At 73.5% G+C, this 23104-nt stretch carries 22 protein-coding genes (1 of these 22 cut by a window edge); 7 read left to right on the forward strand and 15 right to left on the reverse strand.

Annotation, left to right across the window (positions count from 1 at the left end; genetic code table 11):
- Both dut and KSNIM_RS12835 read right to left on the reverse strand, forming a co-directional pair.
- Positions 1-440 carry the 5' portion of a dUTP diphosphatase gene (dut, locus tag KSNIM_RS12830; protein ID WP_263103364.1) on the reverse strand. The gene continues 28 nt to the left of window position 1, outside the view, so 440 of the gene's 468 nt are visible here — the first part of the coding sequence; it begins with the start codon at positions 438-440; its stop codon lies off the left edge, out of view.
- Positions 437-1027 carry a PaaI family thioesterase gene (locus tag KSNIM_RS12835; RefSeq protein WP_263107933.1) on the reverse strand — a complete coding sequence of 197 codons (591 nt, stop codon included), beginning with the start codon at positions 1025-1027 and terminating at the stop codon, positions 437-439. The genes dut and KSNIM_RS12835 overlap by 4 nt, the downstream gene beginning before the upstream one ends.
- 132 nt (positions 1028-1159) lie before the next feature.
- Here KSNIM_RS12835 and KSNIM_RS12840 point away from each other — a divergent pair, with 132 nt between their 5' ends.
- On the forward strand, positions 1160-1609 hold the full coding sequence (locus KSNIM_RS12840; RefSeq protein WP_263103365.1) for a DUF3093 domain-containing protein: 450 nt from the start codon (positions 1160-1162) through the stop codon (positions 1607-1609).
- A 242-nt stretch (positions 1610-1851) separates the two neighbouring features.
- On the opposite strand, the gene KSNIM_RS12845 is transcribed toward KSNIM_RS12840, so the two are convergent.
- From KSNIM_RS12845 to KSNIM_RS12860, 4 genes are all read right to left on the reverse strand, one after another.
- Positions 1852-2151 carry a DUF4193 domain-containing protein gene (locus tag KSNIM_RS12845; protein WP_030277357.1) on the reverse strand — a complete coding sequence of 100 codons (300 nt, stop codon included), beginning with the start codon at positions 2149-2151 and terminating at the stop codon, positions 1852-1854.
- A gap of 481 nt (positions 2152-2632) precedes the next feature.
- Entirely contained in the window at positions 2633-3619 is a 987-nt protein-coding gene (locus tag KSNIM_RS12850) for an acyl-ACP desaturase (RefSeq protein WP_263103366.1), read from the reverse strand.
- 446 nt (positions 3620-4065) lie between these two features.
- Positions 4066-5379 (reverse strand): sensor histidine kinase, encoded by a 1314-nt coding sequence (locus tag KSNIM_RS12855; protein WP_263103367.1) that lies wholly within the window; start codon positions 5377-5379, stop codon positions 4066-4068.
- 106 nt (positions 5380-5485) lie between these two features.
- Positions 5486-6139, reverse strand: coding sequence for a response regulator transcription factor (locus KSNIM_RS12860; RefSeq protein ID WP_263103368.1), 654 nt, complete (start codon positions 6137-6139; stop codon positions 5486-5488).
- Positions 6140-6664: 525 nt separating this feature from the next.
- On the opposite strand from KSNIM_RS12860, the gene KSNIM_RS12865 reads away from it, so the two are divergent.
- On the forward strand, positions 6665-6850 hold the full coding sequence (locus KSNIM_RS12865; protein ID WP_263103369.1) for a hypothetical protein: 186 nt from the start codon (positions 6665-6667) through the stop codon (positions 6848-6850).
- A gap of 228 nt (positions 6851-7078) precedes the next feature.
- On the opposite strand, the gene KSNIM_RS12870 is transcribed toward KSNIM_RS12865, so the two are convergent.
- Both KSNIM_RS12870 and KSNIM_RS12875 read right to left on the reverse strand, forming a co-directional pair.
- Complete coding sequence (locus tag KSNIM_RS12870; protein WP_263103370.1) at positions 7079-7909, reverse strand: inositol monophosphatase family protein; 831 nt, start codon at positions 7907-7909, stop codon at positions 7079-7081.
- 29 nt (positions 7910-7938) lie between these two features.
- Positions 7939-9075, reverse strand: a complete 1137-nt coding sequence (locus tag KSNIM_RS12875; RefSeq protein WP_263103371.1) for a ferrochelatase — start codon at positions 9073-9075, stop codon at positions 7939-7941.
- A 139-nt stretch (positions 9076-9214) separates the two neighbouring features.
- Here KSNIM_RS12875 and KSNIM_RS12880 point away from each other — a divergent pair, with 139 nt between their 5' ends.
- From KSNIM_RS12880 to sepH, 3 genes are all read left to right on the forward strand, one after another.
- Entirely contained in the window at positions 9215-10462 is a 1248-nt protein-coding gene (locus KSNIM_RS12880; protein WP_263103372.1) for an MFS transporter, read from the forward strand.
- A gap of 99 nt (positions 10463-10561) precedes the next feature.
- A complete protein-coding gene (locus KSNIM_RS12885; RefSeq protein WP_263103373.1) occupies positions 10562-11878 on the forward strand; it encodes a D-arabinono-1,4-lactone oxidase in 1317 nt (438 codons plus the stop codon).
- 449 nt (positions 11879-12327) lie between these two features.
- A complete protein-coding gene (sepH, locus tag KSNIM_RS12890; protein WP_263103374.1) occupies positions 12328-13398 on the forward strand; it encodes a septation protein SepH in 1071 nt (356 codons plus the stop codon).
- Positions 13399-13456: 58 nt separating this feature from the next.
- On the opposite strand, the gene KSNIM_RS12895 is transcribed toward sepH, so the two are convergent.
- From KSNIM_RS12895 to KSNIM_RS12915, 5 genes are all read right to left on the reverse strand, one after another.
- Positions 13457-14311 (reverse strand): sulfurtransferase, encoded by an 855-nt coding sequence (locus KSNIM_RS12895; protein WP_263103375.1) that lies wholly within the window; start codon positions 14309-14311, stop codon positions 13457-13459.
- A 40-nt stretch (positions 14312-14351) separates the two neighbouring features.
- The gene (locus KSNIM_RS12900) at positions 14352-14999 is read right to left on the reverse strand and encodes a thymidine kinase (RefSeq protein WP_030277373.1); all 648 of its coding nucleotides are present in this window, start codon (positions 14997-14999) and stop codon (positions 14352-14354) included.
- Between the two features lie 48 nt (positions 15000-15047).
- Positions 15048-16205: an alkaline phosphatase family protein gene (locus tag KSNIM_RS12905; protein ID WP_263103376.1), complete on the reverse strand. Its 1158-nt coding sequence runs from the start codon at positions 16203-16205 to the stop codon at positions 15048-15050.
- A 14-nt stretch (positions 16206-16219) separates the two neighbouring features.
- Positions 16220-16810, reverse strand: a complete 591-nt coding sequence (locus KSNIM_RS12910; RefSeq protein ID WP_263103377.1) for a DUF5998 family protein — start codon at positions 16808-16810, stop codon at positions 16220-16222.
- A gap of 124 nt (positions 16811-16934) precedes the next feature.
- Positions 16935-19640 carry a bifunctional GNAT family N-acetyltransferase/acetate--CoA ligase family protein gene (locus KSNIM_RS12915; RefSeq protein ID WP_263107934.1) on the reverse strand — a complete coding sequence of 902 codons (2706 nt, stop codon included), beginning with the start codon at positions 19638-19640 and terminating at the stop codon, positions 16935-16937.
- Between the two features lie 338 nt (positions 19641-19978).
- Between KSNIM_RS12915 and KSNIM_RS12920 the strand changes: the two genes are divergently transcribed.
- On the forward strand, positions 19979-20257 hold the full coding sequence (locus KSNIM_RS12920) for an HPr family phosphocarrier protein (RefSeq protein ID WP_263103378.1): 279 nt from the start codon (positions 19979-19981) through the stop codon (positions 20255-20257).
- A gap of 76 nt (positions 20258-20333) precedes the next feature.
- Here KSNIM_RS12920 and KSNIM_RS12925 read toward each other — a convergent pair whose 3' ends face one another.
- Positions 20334-21245 (reverse strand): glutaminase, encoded by a 912-nt coding sequence (locus KSNIM_RS12925; RefSeq protein WP_263103379.1) that lies wholly within the window; start codon positions 21243-21245, stop codon positions 20334-20336.
- Positions 21246-21385: 140 nt separating this feature from the next.
- On the opposite strand from KSNIM_RS12925, the gene KSNIM_RS12930 reads away from it, so the two are divergent.
- Positions 21386-21643 carry a hypothetical protein gene (locus KSNIM_RS12930; RefSeq protein ID WP_263103380.1) on the forward strand — a complete coding sequence of 86 codons (258 nt, stop codon included), beginning with the start codon at positions 21386-21388 and terminating at the stop codon, positions 21641-21643.
- 239 nt (positions 21644-21882) lie between these two features.
- Here the strand turns inward: KSNIM_RS12930 and KSNIM_RS12935 are convergent, their stop codons facing one another.
- Positions 21883-23076: an RtcB family protein gene (locus KSNIM_RS12935; RefSeq protein WP_263103381.1), complete on the reverse strand. Its 1194-nt coding sequence runs from the start codon at positions 23074-23076 to the stop codon at positions 21883-21885.
- Positions 23077-23104: the final 28 nt, after the last annotated feature.

The following is a 23104-nucleotide window of genomic DNA, read 5'->3' on the forward strand; positions in this document are numbered from 1 at the left end:
CCGAACCCGCCTTCGGCTCGCGCCGACCCGGGCAGCTCGGCCACCTCGTGGAAACGCGCCCGCTCCACCTGCTGGATGACCAGCTGGGCGATGCGGTCCCCTCGACGGAAGCTGACGGCCTCGTGCGGGTCCAGGTTGACGACGATCACCTTGATCTCACCACGGTACCCGGCATCGACCGTCCCCGGGGCGTTCACAAGGGCAACTCCGCAACGAGCTGCGAGGCCCGAACGCGGGTGCACGAACGCCGCGTAACCGTCCGGCAGCGCGATGGCGACACCGGTGGGGAGGACGGCCCGCTCCCCGGGGGCGAGTTCGGCGTCGACGGTGGTGCGCAGGTCGGCACCGGCGTCGCCGGGGTGCTCGTAGCCTGGCATGGGGAGATCGGCGTCGATCCGCCGGATCAGGACGTCCACCGGCGGACGGGCAGTGCTGGTCACGGGTTCACCTCGAAGGCTCTGGCGCGCTTGAACAGGTCCGGGTCGTCCAAGGCCTTCTTGATGTCCTCGGGACGACCGTGCGTGGTGAAGTGTTCCAGCTTCACCTGGATGAAGAGCGCCTGTGCCCGGATGGCGACCGGCCCGTCGGGGCCGCCGATGCGTCCCTCGGCCGCGCTGTAGACCTTGCGGCCGTGCACGCCCGTCACCCAGGCGTGGATGTGCAGCTCGGTGTCGACCGGCACCGGGCGGACGAAGTCGGTCTCCAGCCGGCCGGTCACCGCGGGGGCGTGCAGCAGCCAGTTGAGGGTGCCGAGCGTCTCGTCCATCGCGGTGGTGAGCAGGCCGCCGTGGGCGAGTCCGGGGCCGCCCTGGTGAACCGGGCGGACGGTGAACCTGGCGTCCACGGTGAGGCCCTCGCCGGCCACCGCGGTCAGCTGCAGTCCGTCGGCCCGCTGCGGCCCGCAGCCGAAGCAGAGGTCGTAGTGGGGCCCGATCGGCGTGCCGGGGGCCGGGGCACCGGGCGCGCGGGGCGGCAGCACGGCGTCGTCGGGCGGTGTGGTCGGCGTCGGGGCGGCGGGGCGGGGCAGCGGCGCACCGGCGCTCTGCGGCGCGGCGGCGGGGGCGGTGGAACCGGTCACGCTCGCGATGCTACCCGCCAGTAGCAAAGGACGGGAGGGGCGTGCGCGGAAGGGGCCGTGCGGGCGCCCACAATAGGGGGCATGTACGACGAACGCCTCACCGTCCCGCGGTCCTGGTGGCTGCTCCCGCTCGTGACGGGCCTGTCCCTCGGCCTCGTCCTGCTGCGCTTCAGCGCCCTCGGGGCGCTGATCGGCCTGGTGGTCGGCATCGCCGCCGCGGCGGCCGCGCTCAGCTCCTACGGCTCGGCCCGGATCCGGGTGGTCCAGGGCTCGCTGGTGGCGGGGCAGGCCCGCATCCCGGTGGACGCGCTCGGCGCCGCCGAGGTACTCACCCCGGCGGAGGCGGTCGCCTGGCGCGGGGTGAAGGCGGACCCGCGGGCCTTCATGCTGCTGCGCAGCTACGTGCCGACTGCGCTGCGGGTGGAGGTCACCGACCCGTCCGACCCGACGCCGTACCTGTACCTGTCCACCCGCTCGCCGCAGAAGCTCGCCGACGCACTGCAGGGCGCCCGCCGGGCCGCCCAGCGCTGAGCCGCGCCGGAACGGCCGCCGGGCCCGGGCGGACGCACCGCCGAGGGCCCGGAAACGGAGGAGGGACGGCTCCGCGGGTGGCGGACCGTCCCATTGCTCCTGTGGTCGCAGGCGCCCGGCCTGCGGGTGCGAACCCCCTGCGGGGCCCGCGTCTGCTGCCTCCGGCCTCGCTGCCCAGGGCCGGCGGGGTGGCCTTCCGGGCCGACGGTGAGGCGTCGGGCCCGGGCCAATCCGCACCGTGCTCAGGCGCCGCAGTCCCGGCAGATCGGCTGACCGTTCTTCTCGCTGTAGAGCTGGCTGCGGTGGTGCACCAGGAAGCAGCTCATGCAGGTGAACTCGTCGGCCTGGCGCGGCAGCACCCGGACCGACAGCTCCTCGTTCGAGAGGTCGGCGCCGGGGAGCTCCAGACCCTCCGCCGCGTCGAACTCGTCGATGTCGACCGAACCGGTCGTCTTCTCGTTCCGCCGCGCCTTCAGTTCCTCGATGCTGTCCTCGTTGAGGTCGTCATCGGTCTTGCGTGGGGTGTCGTAGTCCGTAGCCATGTTTCGCTCTCCCCCTTTGGGTGTGTGCGGTATCTCCAGCGCACGTAACGCATGGGGGGTCGGTCTTGTGCCCGACCCGAGGCGGAGATTTTGCCTTACTTCAAGCCCCGTTACTCAATCGACACCCAGTTTCGGACCCGTTGGGGTGACCGAACGGGGTTCGAACACTGCACCGGGTGGTCGGCCCGGACGGGTCGGGAACGGCTCCGGGCGACTACCTTGGGTAGCGGCCGCCCTGCCGTTCCTTCACCAATTGACCCTGGCCACAGCGCATTTGGCGACAGATCGACATTTGCAGGAGGCTCCGCGACGGTCACCCTGCGCCACGGCGCCCGGCCGCAGGGCGAGTGCCGGGCGGCGCCGCGGGGATGCATCGAATGGCCCGATGTGAACTTGGTCACATCTCACACCTTTCCGGAGGATCCCGGACATTCCCGGTGCGCCGGACAGCCCCGCGGACGCCCTCGCGACAGCGCCCGGGTCAGGCCCTCGCGGCGGCCGCGGCGGCGCGGCGGGCGAGCAGTGCGGCCTGGCGCTCGTCGAACTTGGTGGCCTGGGCGTCCAGGCCGTCCAGGAAGGCGCCGAGCTGCTCCTGGGCCTGCTGGCCGGAGCCGCCGAGCCCGGTGATCTCCATGACCTTCAGGTTGCGCAGCACGGGCTGCAGCACGTCGTCGTGGTGGATGCGCAGGTTGTAGACGCCGCCGATGGCGATCTGGGCGGCGGAGCGCTCGAAGCCGGGCATGCCGTGGCCGGGCATCCGGAAGTTGGTGACGACCTCGGTGATGGCGTTCATCGCCTCGTCCGGGGCGATCTCCAGCGCGGCCTTCAGCAGGTTGCGGTAGAAGACCATGTGCAGGTTCTCGTCGTTGGCGATCTTCGCCAGCAGCTGGTCGCACAGCGGGTCGCCGGAGTGGTGGCCGGTGTTCCGGTGGGCGATGCGGGTCGCGAGCTCCTGGAAGGCCACGTAGGCGACCGAGTGCAGCATGCTGTGCGCGTTGTCGGACTCGAAGCCCTCCGACATGTGCGCCATGCGGGCCCGCTCCAGCTCGACCGGGTCCACGGCGCGCGTGGCCAGCAGGTAGTCGCGGATGGCTATGCCGTGCCGGCCCTCCTCGGCCGTCCACCGGTGCACCCAGGTGCCCCAGGCGCCCTCGCGGCCGAACATGGTCGCGATCTCGTGGTGGTAGCTGGGGAGGTTGTCCTCGGTGAGCAGGTTGACCACCAGCGAGATCCGCGCCAGCGGCGTCACCTTGGACTGCTCGGGCGCCCACGCCTCGCCGCCGAGCACGCCGTCGAAGTCCCGCCCCTGGCCCCACGGCACGTACTCGTGGGGCATCCACTCCTTGGCGACCTTGAGGTGTCGGTTCAGCTCGTTCTCGACGACCTCTTCGAGGGCCAGGATCAGCTTGGCGTCGCTCCAGGCGGTCGACGCGGGCGGGGCGGTGCGCTGGACGGGTGCGATGGTCACGGCTGGTGCTCCTGTGTGCGGCGTCCGGCGCGTCGGGCGGGGATGGGCCGACGGCGGCGGCGCGGACGGTGGCGGAACGGGGACGGGGGCGGGTGGCACGAGCGCGGAGGCGGACGCGGCGGCCGTCCCGGGTCGACCCACCTACGGCTGCGTAGGTTACGACACCGTAAGTTGTTTCGGCGGCAAAAGACAAGCCGCCCCCTGCCAGCGCTTATGTCGTCTTGACACGACTGGAGGGGGCACGGAGGGCGGTCGGTGATCGGTCGCGCACGGAGCGGCGCGGCCGGGTGCGGCGGCGGGCGTGAACGGCCTCCGCCGCCGCCCGGAGAGGTCCCGGACGACGGCGGAGGGGGGAAGGGCACCGGGAGGGCACCGGAAGGGTCCCGAAGGAACCCTGAAGGAGCCCTGAAGGGCCTGTGGAAGGGGTTCAGCGGGGCGGGAGGCGCTCAGGGCCCGGGGATGCGCACCCGGATCGTGAGGCCGCCACCGGGCCGCGGAGCGGCCTCGATGGTGCCCCCGTGCGCGCGGACCACCGAGCGGACGATGGACAGGCCGAGGCCGACGCCCTTGTCGCTGCGGGTGCGGTCGGCGCCCTTCACCCGGCGGAACGGCTCGAAGATGTGCTCCATCTCGTAGCCGGGCACCACCGGGCCGGTGTTGGAGACGATCAGCTCGCCGACGCCACCCGGGGCCGGGCTGGTGGACATCTCCACCCAGCCGTCCGGGGTGTTGTAGCGCACCGCGTTCTGCAGCAGGTTGAGCGCGATCCGCTCCAGCAGCACGCCGTTGCCGGAGACCGTCACCGGGTGGAGTTCGGAGCGCAGCTCGACCTCGCGGGTCGCCGCCTCCGGCCTCAGCTGCTCCAGGGCCCGCAGGGCGACCTCGGAGAGCTCGACCGGGCGCCGGTCGGTGATCTCGTTGTCGCTGCGGGCGAGCAGCAGCAGGCCCTCGACGAGCTGCTCGCTGCGCTCGTTGGTGGCGAGCAGCGTCTTGCCGAGCTGCTGCACCTCGGGCGAGGCCTCCGGGTCGGCGAGCTGGACCTCCAGCAGGGTCCGGTTGATCGCCAGCGGGGTGCGGAGTTCGTGCGAGGCGTTGGCGACGAAGCGGCGCTGGGAGTCGAAGGACCGGTCGAGCCGGTCCAGCATGTCGTCGAAGGTGTCGGCGAGCTCCTTCAGCTCGTCGTCGGGGCCGTCGAGCTGGATGCGGCGGTGCAGGTCGGAGCCGGCGACCTCGCGGGCGGTGCGGGTGATCCGGCCGAGCGGGCGCAGCACCCGGCCGGCCATCGCGTAGCCGGCCGCGAAGGCGATCACGGCGAGGCAGATCAGGGCGGTGAGGGCCTTGCGCAGCAGGGTGTTGAGGGAGTGCTCGGCCTGGAGGTCCTGGTAGTGGTTGAGCCAGGCGGTGAGTTCGGTCTGGCTGCGGATGACGTCGCCGTCGGGGGTGGTGAGGGAGACACCGGGGCCCAGCCGCAGCGAGGGCAGGGTGGCGTTCTGCATGGCCTCGCGGACGAAGTAGTACATCAGCAGCAGCAGGACGACGCCGGCCATCAGGAACATCCCGCCGTAGAGCAGGGTCAGCCTGATCCGCACGGTGGGGCGCAGCGACAGCCAGGCGAACAGGCCGTCGCCCGGGTGGTAGTGGCTCGCGGTCTCCTGCTCCGCGGCCGCACCCAACGGGGTGCGGGCCTGGTGCCGCGTGACCGGGCCCGGGCCGCCGGCGGGCGCGCCGGGGGCCCCGCCGGCGGGGGGCGGGGTGGTCATGGCCTGTCCTCTCGGGTGCTGCGGTGGGCGGTTGCCGTGCCGGCGGTGCCGGCGGGGCGGGGGCTCGGGCGGGCGGCCGGTGCGGCCGGTCCCGCCGGTGGCCGGGTCAGATGCGGTAGCCGGAGCCGGGCACGGTGACGATGACGGCCGGGTCGCCGAGCTTGCGGCGCAGGGTCATCACGGTGACGCGGACGACGTTGGTGAAGGGGTCGGTGTGCTCGTCCCAGGCCTTCTCCAGGAGCTGCTCGGCGGAGACGACGGCGCCGCCTGCGCGCATCAGCACCTCCAGGACGGCGAACTCCTTGGGAGCGAGCTGGACGGGCTTGCCCTCGCGGAGCACCTCGCGGCGGCCGGGGTCGAGGCTGATGCCGGCGCGCTCCAGCACCGGCGGCAGCGGGACGGTGGCGCGGCGGCCCAGCGCCCGTACCCGGGCGACGAGTTCGCTGAAGGCGAACGGCTTGGGGAGGTAGTCGTCGGCGCCGATCTCCAGGCCCTCGACGCGGTCGCTGATGTCGCCGGAGGCGGTGAGCATGATGACGCGGGTCGCGAGGCCCTGCTCGACGACCCGGCGGCACACGTCGTCGCCGTGGACGAGCGGGAGGTCGCGGTCGAGGACGACCACGTCGTAGTCGTTGACGGCGATCCGCTGCAGGGCCGCCTCCCCGTCGTAGACGACGTCGACGGCCATGGCCTCGCGGCGCAGCCCGGTGGCGACGGCCTCGGCGAGCAGCTGCTCGTCCTCGACGACGAGTACCCGCACGGTGGTTGTCCCTTCATCCGATCGGCCCGGCCGTGCTGTCCGCCCGTGCGGGCCGTGGTGCGCCGGGCGCGGAGCCGCGCCCTGCGGCCAGGCTCCGACGGTGCCTCCATCCTGCCTGGTCCGCGGGTAAAGCAGCTGTAAGCGGCCGATTCCGGGCCGCTGCGGGCTGCTTCCGGTAGGTTGACCTGCGGGGACTTCCCGGGCGTGGGCCGGCCGCCGGGGCGGACCGAAAGCGTTCCCTCCGGTTGGACTGTGACACGGGCAACTTTCCGGCGGCGGGGAGGTTTCCCCGGCGCGCGGTTGGGGAGGACAAGCTCACACGCGATCGCGCCGTGCGCGGATCGCACCCACCCGCCGCGTGCTCATCCGCACCGGATCGGGGGATCACGTCATCGGGAGCGGCCGGCGAGCCGTCTCCGCGCCCACCGGGGCCGGCAGCGTCCGGATCGTTCGGCGTCCCGTGGCACGTCCACCGAACCGGGGAGCATGCGGGCCCGTGCCCGTCCGACACAGCAAGGGGGCCGTATGGACGCCTTCACCGCCGGAATCCTGCAGCGCATACAGAACGCCGAGCAGGATCTCCACCGCGCTCTCGAGTCCGGGGACGAGTTCCTGGCCGAGGTCGAGCAGTCCGAGCTGGAGGACCTGCGTCGGCTGGCCGCCGAGCACGGCGTCGACCCGGTGCACGAGATGCACCGGTCGGCTGCCTGATCCGGCTGCAGGACCGACACCCGCCCCGCCCCCGCGGGGCTCCGCACCACCGGAACCACAGCAGCACCACATCGCAGTTCGAATCAGCGAGCCCTGGCACCTCCCGCGTGCCAGGGCCCATTCACTGCCCGGGCGCACCCGGCCGCGAGGGCTCGCCCTCGGCCCGAAGGGCCCGTCACCGTCCCCCCACGGGGTGGTGGCGGGCCCTTCGCCGTGTCCCGGCCCCCGTCAGCCGTGCCAGGCGCCGAGGGCGTCCAGGCGGTCCTGGAGCGGCTCGAAGACGCCGGGGGCGGCGGCCACGGCGAGGTCGCCGTCGGCGGGCAGGCCGGGGCGGCCCCCGGCCAGGGCGCCGGCCTCGCGGGCGATCAGCAGGCCGGCCGCCATGTCCCAGGGCTTGAGGCCGCGCTCGTAGAAGGCGTCGACCCGGCCGGCCGCGAGGTCGCACAGGTCGACGGCGGCGGCGCCGGCCCGGCGGATGTCGCGGACCTCCGGCATCAGGGCGAGCAGCACCTCGGCCTGGTGGGCCCGTTCGGCCTGCACGTAGTTGAAGCCGGTGGCGACCAGGGCCTGCCCCCACGGGGGGGCGGGGCGCACCGCGAGCGGGCGGCCGTCGAGGTCGGCGCCGCCGCCGCGGACGGCCCGGAAGAGCTCGCCGCGGGCGGGCACCGCGACCACCCCGACGAGCGCCTCGCCGTCCAGTTCGGCGGCCACGCTGACGCCCCAGGAGGGCAGCCCGTAGAGGTAGTTGACGGTGCCGTCGAGCGGGTCGACGACCCAGCGGACGCCGCTGGAGCCGGGCCGGTCGGTGCCCTCCTCTCCGAGGTAGCCGTCCTCGGGGCGGCGGGCGGCGATCAGCTCCTGGACGAGTTTCTCGGAGGCGAGGTCCATCTCGGTGACCACGTCGACGGGGCTGCTCTTGGTGGCGGCCACGCCGAGGTCGGCCGGGCGGCCGCGGTGCAGCAGCTCGCCCGCGGCGCGGGCGGCCTCCTCGGCGACGGCGAGCAGTTCGGCCGCGAGCGGGTGGATCGGCGGCGGGTCGGTCGGCACGGTGCCGGTCACGCGGGGTCCTCCCGGGTTCGGGGTGCTGGTCACTGTTCGGCGGCCGCGGGCCGGGGGGCGCGCGGGTTGGGGCAGCAGGCCGCGGCGCAGACGTCGTGGCTGGGGCCGAGGGCGCCGAGGGCGCGGCGTTCGACCGCGGCGCCGCGTTCGACCGCGGCGCGCTCCAGGACGAGTTCGCGGACGGCGGCGGCGAACCGCGGGTCCGCGCCGACGGTGGCCGCGCGGGCGACCGGCAGGCCGAGCTCGGCGGCCTTCGCGGCGGCCTCGGTGTCGAGGTCGTACTTGACCTCCATGTGGTCGGAGACGAAGCCGATCGGCACGATCACCGCCGCGGGCGCGCCTGCGGCGTGGAGCTCCTCCAGCCGGTCGCAGACGTCCGGCTCCAGCCAGGGGACGTGCGGGGCGCCGCTGCGGCTCTGGTAGACGAGCTCCCAGGGGCGGTCGGCGGCGCCGGTGGCCCCGGCGACGGCCTCCGCGACCAGCCGGGCGACGTCGAGGTGCTGGGCGACGTAGGCGCCGCCGGGGGTGCCGCGGGCCGGGTCGTCGGGGGCGCCGGAACTGTCGGCCATGGCGTTCGGTACGGAGTGCGTGGTGAACACGAGATGCGCCCCGGCGCGGACCTCCTCGGGCAGTTCGCCGAGGGCGGCGAGGGTCGCGTCGATCATCGGGCCGACGAAGCCGGGGTGGTTGTAGAAGTGCCGGAGCTTGTCGACGCGCAGCGTGGGCAGGCCGTCGCGGGCGAGGCCGGCGAGGGCGTCGGCGAGGTTCTCGCGGTACTGGCGGCAGCCGGAGTAGCCGGCGTAGGCGCTGGTGGCGAGGGTGAGCACCCGGCGGTGGCCGTCGGCGGCGATCTCCTTCAGGGTGTCGGCCAGGTAGGGCGCCCAGTTCCGGTTGCCCCAGTAGACCGGCAGGTCGAGACCGTGGTCGGCGAAGTCCTTGCGCAGCGCGGCCAGCAGCTCGCGGTTCTGTTCGTTGATCGGGCTGACCCCTCCGAACAGGAAGTAGTGCTTGCCGACCTCGACGAGACGCTCCTTGGGGATGCCCCGGCCGCGGGTGACGTTCTCCAGGAACGGCACGACGTCCTCTGGTCCCTCCGGGCCGCCGAAGGAGAGCAGCAGCAGCGCGTCGTAGGGGGCGTGGTCGGTGGAGGTGCGCGAGTCGGGCATGGCTCCGATCCTGCCACCCGGCGGTGTCCGGCCGGTGACGGGCCACCCGTCCGCCGGCAAATGTCTTCGCGGGCAGGTGCAGGCTGTTCGTAAGCTGTCCATACGAACGACGTTCCTTACCCACTCCTGCGGAGCACCAGTGCTGTCCAGCTACCGCCAGATCTTCGCCGCTCCCGGCAGTCTGGCCTTCTCCTCCAGCGGCTTCGTGTCGCGCCTGCCGATCTCGATGACCGGCATCGGCATCGTCACGATGCTCGCCCAGCTCCGCGGTTCGTTCGGGATCGCCGGTGCGGTCTCCGCCGTCCTCGCGGTGTCCGCGGCGGTGCTCGGCCCGCAGGTCTCCCGTCTGGTCGACCGGTACGGGCAGCGGCGGGTCGCCCTGCCGGCCACCGCGGTGACCATGGCCGCCGCGACCGGTCTGCTGGCCAGCGCCCGGCTCGGCGCCCCCGACTGGACGCTGTTCCTCTTCGCGGCCGGCATGGGCGTCATGCCGAGCACCGGCTCGATGGTCCGCGCCCGCTGGGCGCACCTGTACAGCGACCGGCCCGACCGGCTGCACACCGCGTACTCCTTCGAGGCGGTGATGGACGAGGTCTGCTTCATCGTCGGGCCGATCCTGTCCATCGGGCTCGCCACCTCGCTCTTCCCGGAGGCCGGCGTCGCCCTGGCGGGTGTCTTCCTGCTGGTCGGCGTGGTGTGGTTCACCGCGCAGCGGTCCACCGAGCCGCCCGTCCACCCGGCCTCGCACCACGAGGGCGGCTCGGCGATCCGCTCGGCGGGGCTGCAGGTGCTGGTGCTGACCTTCGTCGCCACCGGGGCGATCTTCGGCGCGGTCGAGGTGGTCACCGTCGCCTTCGCCAAGGAGCAGGGCCACACCGCCGCCTCCAGCCTGGTGCTCGCCGTGTACGCGCTGGGCTCCTGCCTGGCCGGGGTGGTCTTCGGCGCGTTCAAGCCGCGCGGGTCGCTGGCCGGGCGGTTCCTCGGCGGGGTCGGTGCGATGGCGGCCGGCATGCTGCCGCTGGTGGTGGCCGCCGCGCTGCTGCACGGCACGGCCGGTCTGGTCGGCATCGGCGCCGCGCTGTTCGTCGCGGGCCTGTCCATCTCCCCGACGATGATCACCGCCATGGCGCTGGTGGAGCGGCTCGTCCCGGCCGCCAAGCTCACCGAGGGGATGACCTGGACGACCACCGGTCTCGCGATCGGCGTCGCGATCGGCTCCTCGGTGGCGGGCTGGGTGGTGGACGCCGCCGGCGCCGCCACCGCCTACTGGGTGCCCGTCACGGCCGCCCTGCTGGCCGCGGTCGCCGCCCTGGCCGGGCTGCCCCGGCTGCGCGGCGGGCTGCGGTCCCCCGAACCGGAGCCGATACGCACCCCCGCGGCCCGGTGACCACGGGCCGAACGGGGACCTTCGGGGCATGGACCGGCGGCACCCGAGTGACTACGCTCACCCTACCCACTGGTAGTTCGTGAGCAGGAGGCACTCGGCATGCCCCACGGCACCACCACCGGCACCTGGCGCAACTGGGCCGGCAACCAGACCGCCCGGCCCGCCCGCGTGGTCACGCCCGGCTCCGCCGAGGAGATCGCCGAGACGGTGCGCCGGGCCGCCGAGCAGGGGCAGCGGGTCAAGGCCGTCGGCTCCGGCCACTCGTTCACCGCGATCGCCTCGGCCGGCGACGCCGTGCTCGTCCGCCCGGACGCACTGACCGCCGTCCGCTCGCTGGACCGCGAGGCCGGCACGGTCACCGTCGAGTCCGGGCTGCCGCTCTCCCGCCTCAACCGGCTGCTCGCCGCCGCCGGGCTGTCGCTGACCAACATGGGCGACATCGAGGTGCAGACCGTCGCCGGCGCCACCAGCACAGGCACCCACGGCACCGGCCGGGACTCCGGCTCGCTCGCCGCGCAGATCCGCGCGGTGGAGATCGTCCTCGCCGACGGCAGCGTCCGCACCTGCTCCCCCGCCGAGGACCCGGAGCTCTTCCAGGGCGCCCGGCTCGGCCTCGGCGCCCTCGGCGTGGTCAGCGCGCTGACCTTCGCCGTGGAGCCGGCCTTCCTGCTGACCGCGCACGAGAAGCCGATGCGCTTCGACGAGGTGCTGGCCGGCTTCGACGACCTGGCCTCGGGCAACGAGCACTTCGAGTTCTACTGGTTCCCGCACACCGATCTGTGCACCACCAAGCGGAACAACCGCAGCGCGGGCCCGGCCGCGCCGCTGCCGGGATTCCGGGCCTGGCTGGACGACGACTTCCTGTCCAACACCGTCTGGGAGGGCGTCTGCCGGTTCGGCCGGCGCTTCCCCGCGACGATCCCGGCCATCGCCCAGGTCGCCGGCCGGGCCTGGTCGGAGCGCACCTACACCGACACCGCGTACAAGGTGTTCACCAGCCCGCGCAAGGTCCGCTTCATCGAGATGGAGTACGCCGTGCCGCGGGAGGCCGCGACCACCGTGCTGCGCGAGCTCAAGGCGCTGGTGGAGCGCTCCGACTGGCGGATCAGCTTCCCGGTGGAGGTCCGGGTGGCGCCCGCCGACGACCTGTGGCTGTCCACCGCGAGCGGCCGCGACAGCGTCTACATCGCCGTCCACCTCTACCGGGGCACCGCGGACAGCGGCTACTTCACCGAGGTGGAGCGGCTCATGACGGCCCACCAGGGCCGCCCGCACTGGGGCAAGCTGCACACCCGGGACGCCGAGTACCTCGCCGGTGCGTACCCGCACTTCGGCGACTTCACGGAGCTGCGGGACAAGGTCGACCCGGGTCGGGTGTTCGCCAACGACTACCTCCGCCGGGTGCTCGGGGACTGACGGAGGATCGGAAGCAGTTTCCTCGGTCACGTGCCGGAGACTCGAACAATTCTGTCGATCCTGCACGGCACGGGACACAACGGGCGAAATTCTGCTTCGACCCGGTCGATATATGTGAAGATGATCACCGTTCGGCGATCGAGAACCGCTCTACGGTGTGGCCGCTCTTGAGATTCCGGTGAATCGGGGGAGACTTGAGCGGCGAGCCGCCCCGCTGGGTGCCACGAATGGAGTACTGTTCGTTGGGCCTGAGCCTTCGGCGTTCCTGTTGACTGCCCGTCTGACAGCGGCCGAGGGGCCCGGGCGCGACGTCGACCGGCGACGTGGCGAACAGGCAACCGTGCCACAGCGGCGTGCCCGGGCGTGAGCCCGACACGCCGGGTAACTCTGCAAGGTTGTGGCCAGTCGCAGGCGGGCAGGCCACACTCAGTACGGGAGCAGCGACGCAGGTGACGTCGGCAGGCACCACCCGGGAGGTAACCGTGCCCGAACTGCGCGTCGTGGCCGTCAGCAACGACGGCACACGGCTGGTGCTCAAGGCTGCCGACAGCACGGAGTACACCCTTCCCATCGACGAGCGGCTGCGCGCCGCCGTCCGCGGCGACCGGCCGCGCCTCGGCCAGATCGAGATCGAGGTCGAGAGCCACCTGCGGCCCCGTGACATCCAGGCGCGGATACGAGCCGGTGCCTCCGCGGAGGAGGTCGCACAGGCCGCGGGGATCTCCGTCGAGAGGGTCCGCCGCTTCGAGGGCCCGGTGCTGGCCGAACGCGCCTTCATGGCCGAGCGCGCCCGCAAGACCGCGATCCGCCGGCACGGCGAGTCCACCGGCCCGCAGCTCGGCGAGGCGGTCGCCGAGCGGCTGACCCTGCGCGCCGCCGAGAAGGACACCGAGCGGTGGGACTCCTGGCGCCGCGACGACGGCACCTGGGAGGTCATCCTCAGCTACCGCGCGGACGGCGAGCACCGCCGCGCCAGCTGGACGTACGACCCCCCGCGCCGGCTGGTCCAGCCGAACGACGACGAGGCGCGCGCCCTGATCGGCGAGAACGTCGACCGCGACGAGGACTCGGTCTTCCCGTTCATCCCGCGGATCGCCCGGCTCCCCCAGGAGCGGCCGGCCCGCGCGATGATCGAGCGGCCCTCCGCCGACCGGATCATGTCCGGCCGGGAGGTCCGCGAGGCCCGGGAGGCGTCCGCGGAGAACCGCGACTCGCTGACCAGCCTGCTCGACGTGGTGCCCGCCTACCGCGGCGACCTCGCGATCGGCCCCGCACCGGAGCCGGTCACCGCCGAGGAGCCGGAGGAGGCCGAGGAGCCGGCCGCGCCCGCCGCCAGCGTCGGCGCCGGTTCGGCCTACGCCGACATCCTCATGCCGCGGGCGGTCGCCCCGCACCGCGAGCGACTGGTCGGCACCACCGACCGGCAGGCCGAGGCCGACGGCGTCCGCCCCGGCCGCCGCGCCACCGTGCCCAGCTGGGACGAGATCGTCTTCGGCAGCCGGCGCAAGAAGCAGGAGTAGCCGGGCCACGAACAGGTCGGGGCGGCCACCCGTACGGGAGGCCGCCCCTTCTGTGCGCTCAGCCCGGGAGCTCCCCGGTCGCCGCCGGACGCGCCGGGTCGCCCGACCACTCGCTCCACGACCCCGGGTACAGCGCCGCACCGGTGATCCCCGCGCTCTCCAGTGCCAGCAGCTCGTGCGCCGCCGTCACCCCCGACCCGCAGTACACGCCGAGCGGCACCGAGCCGTCCGCGCCGAGCGCCGCGAAGCGGGCCGCCAGCTCCGCCCGCGGACGGAAGGTGCCGTCCGCCCTCACGTTCTCGGTCGTCGGCGCCGACACCGCGCCCGGGACGTGCCCCGCCCGCGGATCGATCGGCTCCACCTCGCCCCGGTACCGCTCGCCCGCCCGGGCGTCCAGCAGCACGCCCTTGCGCGCCAGCTCCGCCGCGCCGTCCGCGTCCACCGTCGGCAGCGACCCCGGCGCGGGCACGAAGTCGCCCGCCCCGTCGGCCGGCCGCTCCACCGACTCGGGCCGGCCCGCCGCCCGCCACGCCGCCAGACCGCCGTCCAGCACCCGCACCCCGTCGTGCCCCGCCCAGCGCAGCAGCCACCAGGCCCGCGCCGCCGACGTCGCCGGCCCCGCGTCGTACACCACCACCGCACGGCCCGCCGACACCCCGGCCCGGCGCAGCGCCGCACCCAGCACCTCCGGATCGGGCAGCGGATGCCGGCCCGCCGGCCCCGGCGCGGCGGCCAGCTCGGTGTCCAGGTCCAGGTAGTGCGCACCGGGAAGATGCCCGGCCGCGTACTCGCCCGCACCGGGCGGGCCGCCCAACTGCCAGCGGACGTCGAGCAGGACGGGCGGCAGCGGCCCCGCCAGGGCGGCGGCCAGCTCGTCGACGGAGATCAGCGGGGAAACACCCGAAGAGGTCATGCCTGCCATTGTGGCAAGCCGCGGCGCCCCCGAGGGACCGTCAGCCCTCGAACGGCAGCACGTCCGGGGAGAGCACCGACGCCCGGGCCGTCGCCGCCGTCAGCCGCCGCCGGTGGTGGCGCCGGCACAGCACCTCGTAGCCGATCTGGTCCTCCGAGACCGCCACGTCCCCGACCACCACCTGCGCGCCCTCGACGACCATCACCCCGCCGACCGTCCGCGCGTTGTGCGTCGCCCGCGCCCCGCACCAGCAGAGCGCCTCCACCTGCAGCACCTCGACCCGGTCCGCCAGCTCGATCAGCCGCTGCGAGCCCGGGAACAGCTTCGTCCGGAAGTCCGTCGTGATGCCGAACGTGTAGACGTCAATGCCGAGTTCGTCCACCACCCGGGCCAACTGGTCGATCTGCTCCGCCGAGAAGAACTGCGCCTCGTCGCAGATCAGGTAGTCCGCTTTGCCGCCCGCCGACAGCAGGTGCACCACGTGCGCCTGGAAGTCGAAGTCGTCGGCGACCTCCACCGCGTCCGCGCGCAGCCCCAGCCGGCTGGAGATCGTCGCCGCGCCCGCCCGGTCGTGCCGGGTGAAGATGATGCCCTGGCGGCCGCGCGCCGCGTGGTTGTGGTCCATCTGCAGCGCCAGCGTCGACTTGCCGCAGTCCATCGTGCCCGAGAAGAACACCAGTTCAGCCATGGGTGGGACGAGGGCCTTTCGATCGTGGGAAGAACGGTGCGGACAGCATCAGGTACGGACGTCGAGCAGCGGCACCAGCTGCTCCACCGCGGTCATCGACCCGTGCAGGCCGACCATCGAGGACTCCCCCGGCTCGTTCCGCGAGGCGATCACCGCGATGTCGTCGCGCGCCGCCGCCACCACGTCACCGATCCGCGGCAGCACCCGCTCGTCCACCACCGGACCGAACCAGCCCGCCGCCACCGCCTGCTCCCGGGTGGCCACCCACATCCGGTCGCCCAGCACCTCGCTCCAGACCGTGTGCACGTCCGCCGCCGCACCCGGCACCGCGTACACGTGCCGCGCCCGGCCCTCGCCGCCCAGCAGCGCCACGCCCGCCGACAGCTCCCAGTCCTCGTCGAAGTCGACCCGGTCCTCCGGCGCGATGTCGATCATGCCGTGGTCAGCCGTCACGTACAGCGCCGACCGCGGCGGCAACTGCTCGGCCAGCCGCTTCACCAGCCGGTCCACCGTGTTCAGCGTCATCCGCCACTCGTCCGAGTCCACACCGAACCGGTGCCCCGCCCCGTCCAGCTCGCTCACGTACGTATACACCAGCGCACGGTCGTTCTCCGCCAGCCAGCCCGCCGCCAGGTCCATCCGCTCCTCGCCGGTCGTCCGGCCGAGGAACGTCCCGCCCGAGAGCGCCACCTGCGTCAACGGCGTCTGCGCGAACAACGGTGACGACACCTGCGCCGTCGCCACGCCCGCCTGCGCCACCCGCTCGAACACCGTCGGATGCGGCTGCCACTCCCGCGGCGGCACCGGCGGCACCCAGCGCAGCTGGTTCATCAGCTCGTTCCGGCCCGGGACCCGCACCGTGTACCCGGCCAGGCCGTGCACCCCCGGCGTCAGACCCGTCCCCACCGAGGCCAGCGAGGTCGCCGTCGTCGACGGGAACCCCGCCGTGATCGGACTCGCCCCCGCCGACAGCGACGTCAGGAACGGCGCGTACTCCGGATGCCGGCGCACGAGCTCCCAGCCCATGCCGTCCACCAGGAACACGCACACCCGGTCCGCCGGCTCCAGCAGCAGCCCGCTCTCGAAACCGGGCACGCCGAGGCCCGCCGCCACGGCCGGCAGCAGATCCGCCAGCGAACCGCAGCCGTACGCCGGAGCCGGAGCGTCCGAAGGATCCAGAATCTCGAAAGCGTCGTAACCGAGCATGCGTGACGGCGGCCTCAGACCCGGTCGGCGATCGTCGCCTCGGACAGCGCCCGCGCGAACACCAGCGCCTGCGCCACCGTCTCCGGACCGTCGCCCGCCTCCGACACGCGCAGCGACAGGTCGTCCGCCGTCGCCGAACCCGTGTACCCGTGGTCCGCGTCGCAGTTCGGATCCGAACAGCCCGCAGGCTCCAGGTCCAGCCGCTGCACCGCACCCCAGCCGATCGTCAGCACCACCTCGCGCGGCAGCGTCCCCGGCGTGTACGTCTCCGGATTCGCCACCATGCGGCTCAGCACCACCGAGTTGATCCGGTCCAGCCGGACGCTCTCGGTCGAGGTCGTCGCGTACGGGACGGGAGTCGCCGCATCGCCGTTCTGCTCGTCCGTGTGGCTCACCACGAAGCGCGACGGCGTCAGCACCAGCACCGTCACGTGCCGGCGCACCTCGTTCGCGTCGAACGTCGTCTCCTGGTGGACCAGGTAGGAGCTGATCGGCTCGGGGCCCACCGCGGACTCCACGGCCTCGGACACCAGGGCCGGGTAGTAGCCGCTGCGCTCGATCGCGGACCGCAGGTCCTGCGTGGTGGTGGTACCGGTCTTGGCCATGTCTCCATCCTGGCATGTCCCGCCGACGAAGCGGGCGGCACTGCGCCGAGCTTCCGGACCCGCCTTGCCGGGCCCGCCCTGCGGGGGGCTGGTCAGCGCCGCCGAGCGGCGCAGCCAAGCAAGGTTACAGGCTGCTCATCGCCCGCGGACCCAGATCCGTCCGCACCGGCAGCGGCGCGATCCGCACCACCGCCCCCAGCACCGCCAGGCCCTGCGGCGCCACCACCACCGGCTCCAGATCCACCGACGCCACCTCCGGCAGGTCGTCCACCAGCCGCGACACCCGCAACAGCAGCTCCTCCAACGCCCCCGTGTCCACCGGATCCGCCCCCCGCCAGCCGAACAGCAGCGGAGCCGCCCGAACCTCCCGGATCAGCGCCGCCACGTCCCGGTCCGTCGCCGGCACCAACCGGTGCGCCAGATCGCCCAGCAGCTCCGCCGGCGCCCCCGCCAGGCCGAAGCTCAGGATCGCGCCCACCGCCGGATCCACCGCCGCACCGATCACCGTGTCCACCCCGCGCGGCGCCAGCTGCTGAACCACCAGCCGCGCCTGCGCCGCCCCGCCCAGCAGCGCGTCCAACTCCCGGTGGGCCCGCCGCAGCCCCTCCTCGCCGTCCAGGTCCAGCCGGACGCTCCCCAGGTCCGGCCGGTGCCGCAGGTGGTCCGCCGTGGCCTTCAACGCCACCGGGTACCCCAACCGCCGCGCCGCCCGCACCGCCGACTCCTCGTCCGGCGCCGGCAGCACCGGCCGCACCGCGATCCCGTAGCAGCCCAGCAGCGCCTCCGCGTCCGCATCCGGCAACGTGAACCGGGCACCGCCCGGCTGCGTCCGAGCCGCCACCGCCAGCCGCGTCCCCAGCGCCCCCTCCACCAGCGCCCGCGCCCTCGCCTCGTCGACCCCCGCCAGCTCCGGGATCCGCGCCGTCCGCTCCGCCTCCGCGCTGCGCCGCCGCCACTCGGCGTAGTGCACCGCGTTCGCCAGGGCGTGCACCGCCCGCTCCGGCGCCGGGAACGACGGGATCCGCCCCGCCCGCAACCGCTCCGCCAGACCCCCCAGCGCCAGGTGCGTCAGCAGCAGCGGCTTGCCCAGCTCCCGCGCCCGCACCCCCGCGTCCAGCAGCGCCGCCGCGACCTCCGGCTCGTCGTCCGGCTCCGGCGCACCGCCGCCGTGCACCCCGATCGGCGGGATCGCCACCGCGATCACCGCGTCCACCCCCGGATCGCCCAGCGCCGTCCCCAGCGCGATCCGGAAGTTCTCCCCCGTCGCCGCCGTCGTCAGGTCCACCGGCGAGCGCGGCCGCAGGCCGCTGCCCAGGCACGCGTCGTACGTCAACAGGCCCAGCGAATCCGAATTCCCCACCACCGCCACCCGGTCGCCCGCCGGCAGCGGCTGCCCCGCCAGCAGCTCCCCCGTGTCGAACAGATCGGTGATCGTCTCCACCCGCACCACCCCTGCCTGCCGGAACAGCGCGTCCACCGTCGCGTCCCGCAGCCGGCTCGACGCCGGCTGCACCGCGTGCCCCGGCGGCAGGCTCCCCGTGTGCCGCGCGCCCTTCACCACCACCACCGGCTTCGACGCCGCCAGCCGCCGCGCGATCCGCGTGAACTTCCGCGGATTGCCGAACGACTCCATGTACATCAGCACCACCTCGGTGGCGGCGTCCTCCTCCCAGAACTGCAGCATGTCGTTGCCCGACAGGTCCGCCCGGTTCCCCACCGAGGCGAACGACGACACCCCGAGACCCCGCCGGTGCGCGGCCTCCAGCAGCGCCACCCCGATCGCCCCCGACTGGCAGAACACCCCGAACGGGCCGCGGGCCGGCAGCACCGGCGCCAGCGACGCGTTCAGCGGCCGCTCCGGATCCGTCGACACCAGCCCGAACGCGTTCGGGCCCACCACCCGCATCCCCGCCGCCCGCGCCTGCCGCACCAGCGCCCGCTGCCGGTCCCGCCCCTCCGGGCCGGTCTCCGCGTACCCGGCCGTCACCACCACCAGGCCCTGCACCCCGTGCGCACCGCAGTCCGCCACCACCGCCGGCACCGCCGCCTCCGGCACCGCCACCAGCGCCAGGTCCACCGGCCCCGGGATCTCCAGCAGCGACCGGTGCACCGGCACCCCGTCCAGCACCGTCCCGACCGGCGCGCTCCGGTTCACCGCGTACACCTCGCCGCGGAACCCGGCCAGGCTGCGCAGCAGGCCGCGCCCGACCGACTGCGGATTGCGCGACACCCCGACCACCGCCACCGAGCGCGGCGTCAGCAGCCGCTGCACCGAGCGGGCCTCGGCCCGGTGCTCCCGGCCGCGCATCACCGCCAGCGAGGCCGCCGTCGGCTCCAGGTCGAACTCCAGGTGCACCACGCCGTCGGCGAAGCTGCGGTGCTGGGTGTAGCCGGCGTCGGTGAAGACCTTCACCATCTTGCGGTTCTCCGGCAGTACCTCCGCGGTGAACCGGCGGATGCCGCGTTCCTGGGCGACCGCCGCGATGTGCTCCAGCAGCGCCGAGGCGACCCCGCGCCCCTGGTGGGCGTCCTGCACCAGGAAGGCCACCTCGGCGTCCGTGCCTGTGGTCGAGGGGCGGCCGTTCCCGTCGATCCGGTCGTAGCGGACGGTGGCGATGAACCGGTCCCGCACCACCGCCGCGAGGCCCACCCGGTTCACGTAGTCGTGGTGGGTGAAGCGCCGCACGTCCTTGTCGGAGAGCCGCGGGTACGGGGCGAAGAAGCGGAAGTACTTCGACCGGTCGGAGACCTGGTCGTAGAACTCGACCAGCCGCTCGGCGTCGGACGGAGTGATCGGCCGGATCCGGGCCGCGCCGCCGTCGCGCAGCAGGACGTCGGCCTCCCAGTGCTGCGGGTAGCCGGTCTCGTCGGCCCGGTCGGTGCTCGGTTCGGTGCTCGGTTCGGTGCTCGGTTCGGTGCTCGGTTCGGTGCTCGGTTCGGTGCTCGGTTCGGTGCTCGGTTCGGTGCTCGGTGAAGTCCCGGAGTCGTCCACAACCGCCAGGTTATCCGGCGGGGCCCGCGGCGAGCCGCCCGGCGCCGGCCGACCGGCGGTTCCCGACCGGCGGGGCCAAGGTGGGACTGCCGGTCGCCGCACCGTTCCGGACGTGCGACGGACGTGCGACACTGGTCTAGACAACTGGCTCCACCCAGCACCGAAAGGCACGTCCCATGGCAGAGCGCCGCGTCACCGTCGGTTGGGCCGAAGGCCTCCACGCCCGTCCCGCCTCCATCTTCGTCCGCGCCGTCACCTCCACGGGCGTGCCCGTCACCATCGCCAAGGACGGCGGCAACCCCGTGAACGCCGGCTCCATGCTCGGCCTGCTCGCCCTCGGTGCCGCGGGCGGCGAGACCGTGGTCCTGGTCTCCGAGGCCGACGGCGCCGACCAGGCCCTCGACCGCCTCGCCAAGCTCGTCCAGGAGGGCCTCGACGAGCTCCCCGCGGCCTGACCCGCGGACCGACACGACGAAGGGGTGCACCACGGCGTTCCCGCCGGGTGCACCCCTTCGCGTTCCTCCGCTCCGGCTAGAACACCGACCAGCCGGTCGCGGTGGTCAGCGCGTCCAGCGCCGCCACCCCCAGCACCGAGTTCCCCGCCGCGTCCAGGCCCGGGCTCCACACGCACACCGCGCCCCGGCCCGGCAGCACCGCCAGCACGCCACCGCCGACGCCGCTCTTGCCCGGCAGTCCCACCCGGTACGCGAACTCCCCCGCCGCGTCGTACGTCCCGCAGGTCAGCATCACCGCGTTGATCCGCTTCGCCTCGCTGCGGGTCAGCAGCCGCGAACCGTCCACCCGCACCCCGTGCCGCGCGAGGAACAGGCCCGCCAGCGCGAGGTCCCGGCAGCTCGCCGTGATCGCGCAGTGCGCGTAGTAGTGCGCCAGCACGCTGTCCACCGGGTTGCGCAGGTTCCCGTAGCTCGCCATGAAGTGCGCCATTGCCGCGTTGCGGTGCCCGTGCCGCGCCTCCGAGGCCGCCACCGTGTCGTCCGTGGCCACCGCGTCGTTCCCGGACTCCCGCCGCAGGAACTCCCGGACGGCACCCACCGCATCGCCCGTCAGCTCCAGCAGACGGTCCGTCACCACCAGGGCCCCCGCGTTGATGAACGGATTGCGCGGGATCCCCTGCTCGGTCTCCAGCTGCACCAGCGAGTTGAACGGGTTCCCGGACGGCTCCCGGCCCACCCCGCGCCACAGCCCGTCGTCGCCCTCCGCCAGCGCGAGCGCCAGCGTGAACAGCTTCGACACCGACTGGATCGAGAACGGCTCCTCGTAGGAGCCCACCCCGAAGACGCCGCCGTCCACCGTCGCGATCGCCATCCCGAAGGCCTCCGGATCGGCCTGCGCCAGCGCCGGGATGTAGTCCGCCGCCCGCCCGCGCGCCGGTGCCGCGAGGGCGGTCTCCATCGATTCCCGCAGAAGTCCCTGGTAGTCCACGCGGCCATTGTGTCCCCGGCCTCCCGCAGCACCCCGCCCGGGTCCGGAATCCGACATTTCGACTCGAGGACAACCACACCATCGGATGATCCGCCAACGAACCGCCGCACTGCGGGCACCAGCAGACGGAGTTCGGCGCCATGACCGGATTCGACCTCGAAAACCCCGACCACGCCTACATGTTCGGCTTCCTCCAGGCGGACGGGCACCTGTACGCCGGCACCCGCAACCGCGGACGAATCAGCGTGGAACTGTCCGCGCGCGACTCGCCCCTCCCGGAGGCGTTCCAGCGGGATCCGCCCCTGGCCCGGCAGCATCCGCCACCGCACCCGGGCCACCGACTTCGCCAACGAGCACGTCTCGGTCATCTGGACCGCCCACGCCCGGGAGTTCCGTGAGCGCCTCGTCGAACTGGGCCTTCCGGCCGGCCGCAAGTCGCACACCGTGGCACCGCCCGAGCACCCCTTCCCGGAACGCGACCACCTGCGCGGGCTGATCGACGCCGACGGGTCACTGGGGCGCACGGCCAAGGACCTGCCCCATGTGGGTCCGACCACCGCGAGCGAATCACCGGCGGACTTCTTCTGCCGCAACGCCCGAAGGCCGGGGTGCGCTGCCCGCGCACCCCGGCCTGAGCTCAACCCTTCACGCAGACGACCTGCTTGAGGTGGGCGACCACCTCGACCAGGTCGCGCTGCTGGTCCATCACCTTCTCGATGGACTTGTACGCACCCGGGATCTCGTCGACGACGCCCGAGTCCTTGCGGCACTCCACGCCCTTGGTCTGCTCGACCAGGTCGCGGGTGGTGAACCGCTTCTTGGCCGCGGTGCGGCTCATCTTGCGGCCGGCGCCGTGCGAGGCCGAGTTGAACGCGGCGTCGTTGCCGAGACCACGGACGATGTACGAACCGGTGCCCATCGAGCCCGGGATGATCCCGTAGTCGCCGGAGCCGGCCCGGATCGCCCCCTTGCGGGTGACCAGCAGGTCGACGCCGTCGTACCGCTCCTCCGCCACGTAGTTGTGGTGGCAGCTGATCATCTGGTCGAAGGCCACCTTCGCCTTCGGGAACTCCCGCCGGACGACGTCCTGGAAGAGCGCCATCATGATCGCGCGGTTGCGCTTGGCGTAGTCCTGCGCCCAGAACAGGTCCTGGCGGTAGGCGTTCATCTGCGGGGTGTCCGCGATGAACACCGCGAGGTCGCGGTCGATCAGGCCCTGGTTGTGCGGCAGCGAGCGGGCGACGCCCATGTGGTGCTCGGCGAGCTCCTTGCCGATGTTGCGCGATCCGGAGTGCAGCATCAGCCAGACCGAACCGGTCGCATCGACACATACCTCGATAAAATGATTTCCGGATCCGAGCGAACCCATCTGCTGCGCAGCCCGCTCGCGCTTCCAGAGGACCTCGGGGGCGATGCCGTCGAAGCCGTCCCAGAAGCGGTCCCAGCCGCCGGTGGCGAGGCCGTGCAGCTTGCCCGGGTCGACCGGGTCGGTGTGCAGGCCGCGGCCGACCGGGATGGCCTGCTCGATCTTGGAGCGGAGCCGGGACAGGTCGTCCGGCAGGTCCTTCGCGGTCAGCGAGGTCCTGACCGCGGTCATGCCGCAGCCGATGTCCACGCCGACCGCGGCCGGGCAGACGGCGCCCTTCATGGCGATCACGGAGCCGACCGTCGCGCCCTTGCCCAGGTGGACGTCCGGCATCACGGCGAGGCCGTGCAGCCACGGGAGCGAGCTGATGTTGCGCAGCTGCTGCATGGCCTGGCCCTCGACGGTGGCCGGGTCGGTCCACATCCGGATGGGCACGCGGATGCCGGGTACCTCGGTGTACGACATGGTGGTTCGACCTCCACAGGTCGCTTGT

The sequence above is a fragment of the Kitasatospora sp. DSM 101779 genome, assembly GCF_025655475.1.
Classification (GTDB): Bacteria; Actinomycetota; Actinomycetes; order Streptomycetales; family Streptomycetaceae; genus Kitasatospora.

Bases quoted from the DNA above. Each gene is read 5' to 3' on its own strand.
- KSNIM_RS12900 (WP_030277373.1), bottom strand. From the start codon at position 14,999: ATGGCTGAACTGGTGTTCTTCTCGGGCACGATGGACTGCGGCAAGTCG.
- KSNIM_RS12885 (WP_263103373.1), top strand. From the start codon at position 10,562: ATGCCCCACGGCACCACCACCGGCACCTGGCGCAACTGGGCCGGCAAC.
- KSNIM_RS12930 (WP_263103380.1), top strand. From the start codon at position 21,386: ATGACCGGATTCGACCTCGAAAACCCCGACCACGCCTACATGTTCGGC.
- KSNIM_RS12865 (WP_263103369.1), top strand. From the start codon at position 6,665: ATGGACGCCTTCACCGCCGGAATCCTGCAGCGCATACAGAACGCCGAG.
- KSNIM_RS12905 (WP_263103376.1), bottom strand. From the start codon at position 16,205: ATGCTCGGTTACGACGCTTTCGAGATTCTGGATCCTTCGGACGCTCCG.
- KSNIM_RS12935 (WP_263103381.1), bottom strand. From the start codon at position 23,076: ATGTCGTACACCGAGGTACCCGGCATCCGCGTGCCCATCCGGATGTGG.
- KSNIM_RS12845 (WP_030277357.1), bottom strand. From the start codon at position 2,151: ATGGCTACGGACTACGACACCCCACGCAAGACCGATGACGACCTCAAC.
- KSNIM_RS12895 (WP_263103375.1), bottom strand. From the start codon at position 14,311: ATGACCTCTTCGGGTGTTTCCCCGCTGATCTCCGTCGACGAGCTGGCC.
- KSNIM_RS12840 (WP_263103365.1), top strand. From the start codon at position 1,160: ATGTACGACGAACGCCTCACCGTCCCGCGGTCCTGGTGGCTGCTCCCG.
- KSNIM_RS12855 (WP_263103367.1), bottom strand. From the start codon at position 5,379: ATGACCACCCCGCCCCCCGCCGGCGGGGCCCCCGGCGCGCCCGCCGGC.
- KSNIM_RS12910 (WP_263103377.1), bottom strand. From the start codon at position 16,810: ATGGCCAAGACCGGTACCACCACCACGCAGGACCTGCGGTCCGCGATC.
- KSNIM_RS12875 (WP_263103371.1), bottom strand. From the start codon at position 9,075: ATGCCCGACTCGCGCACCTCCACCGACCACGCCCCCTACGACGCGCTG.
- KSNIM_RS12920 (WP_263103378.1), top strand. From the start codon at position 19,979: ATGGCAGAGCGCCGCGTCACCGTCGGTTGGGCCGAAGGCCTCCACGCC.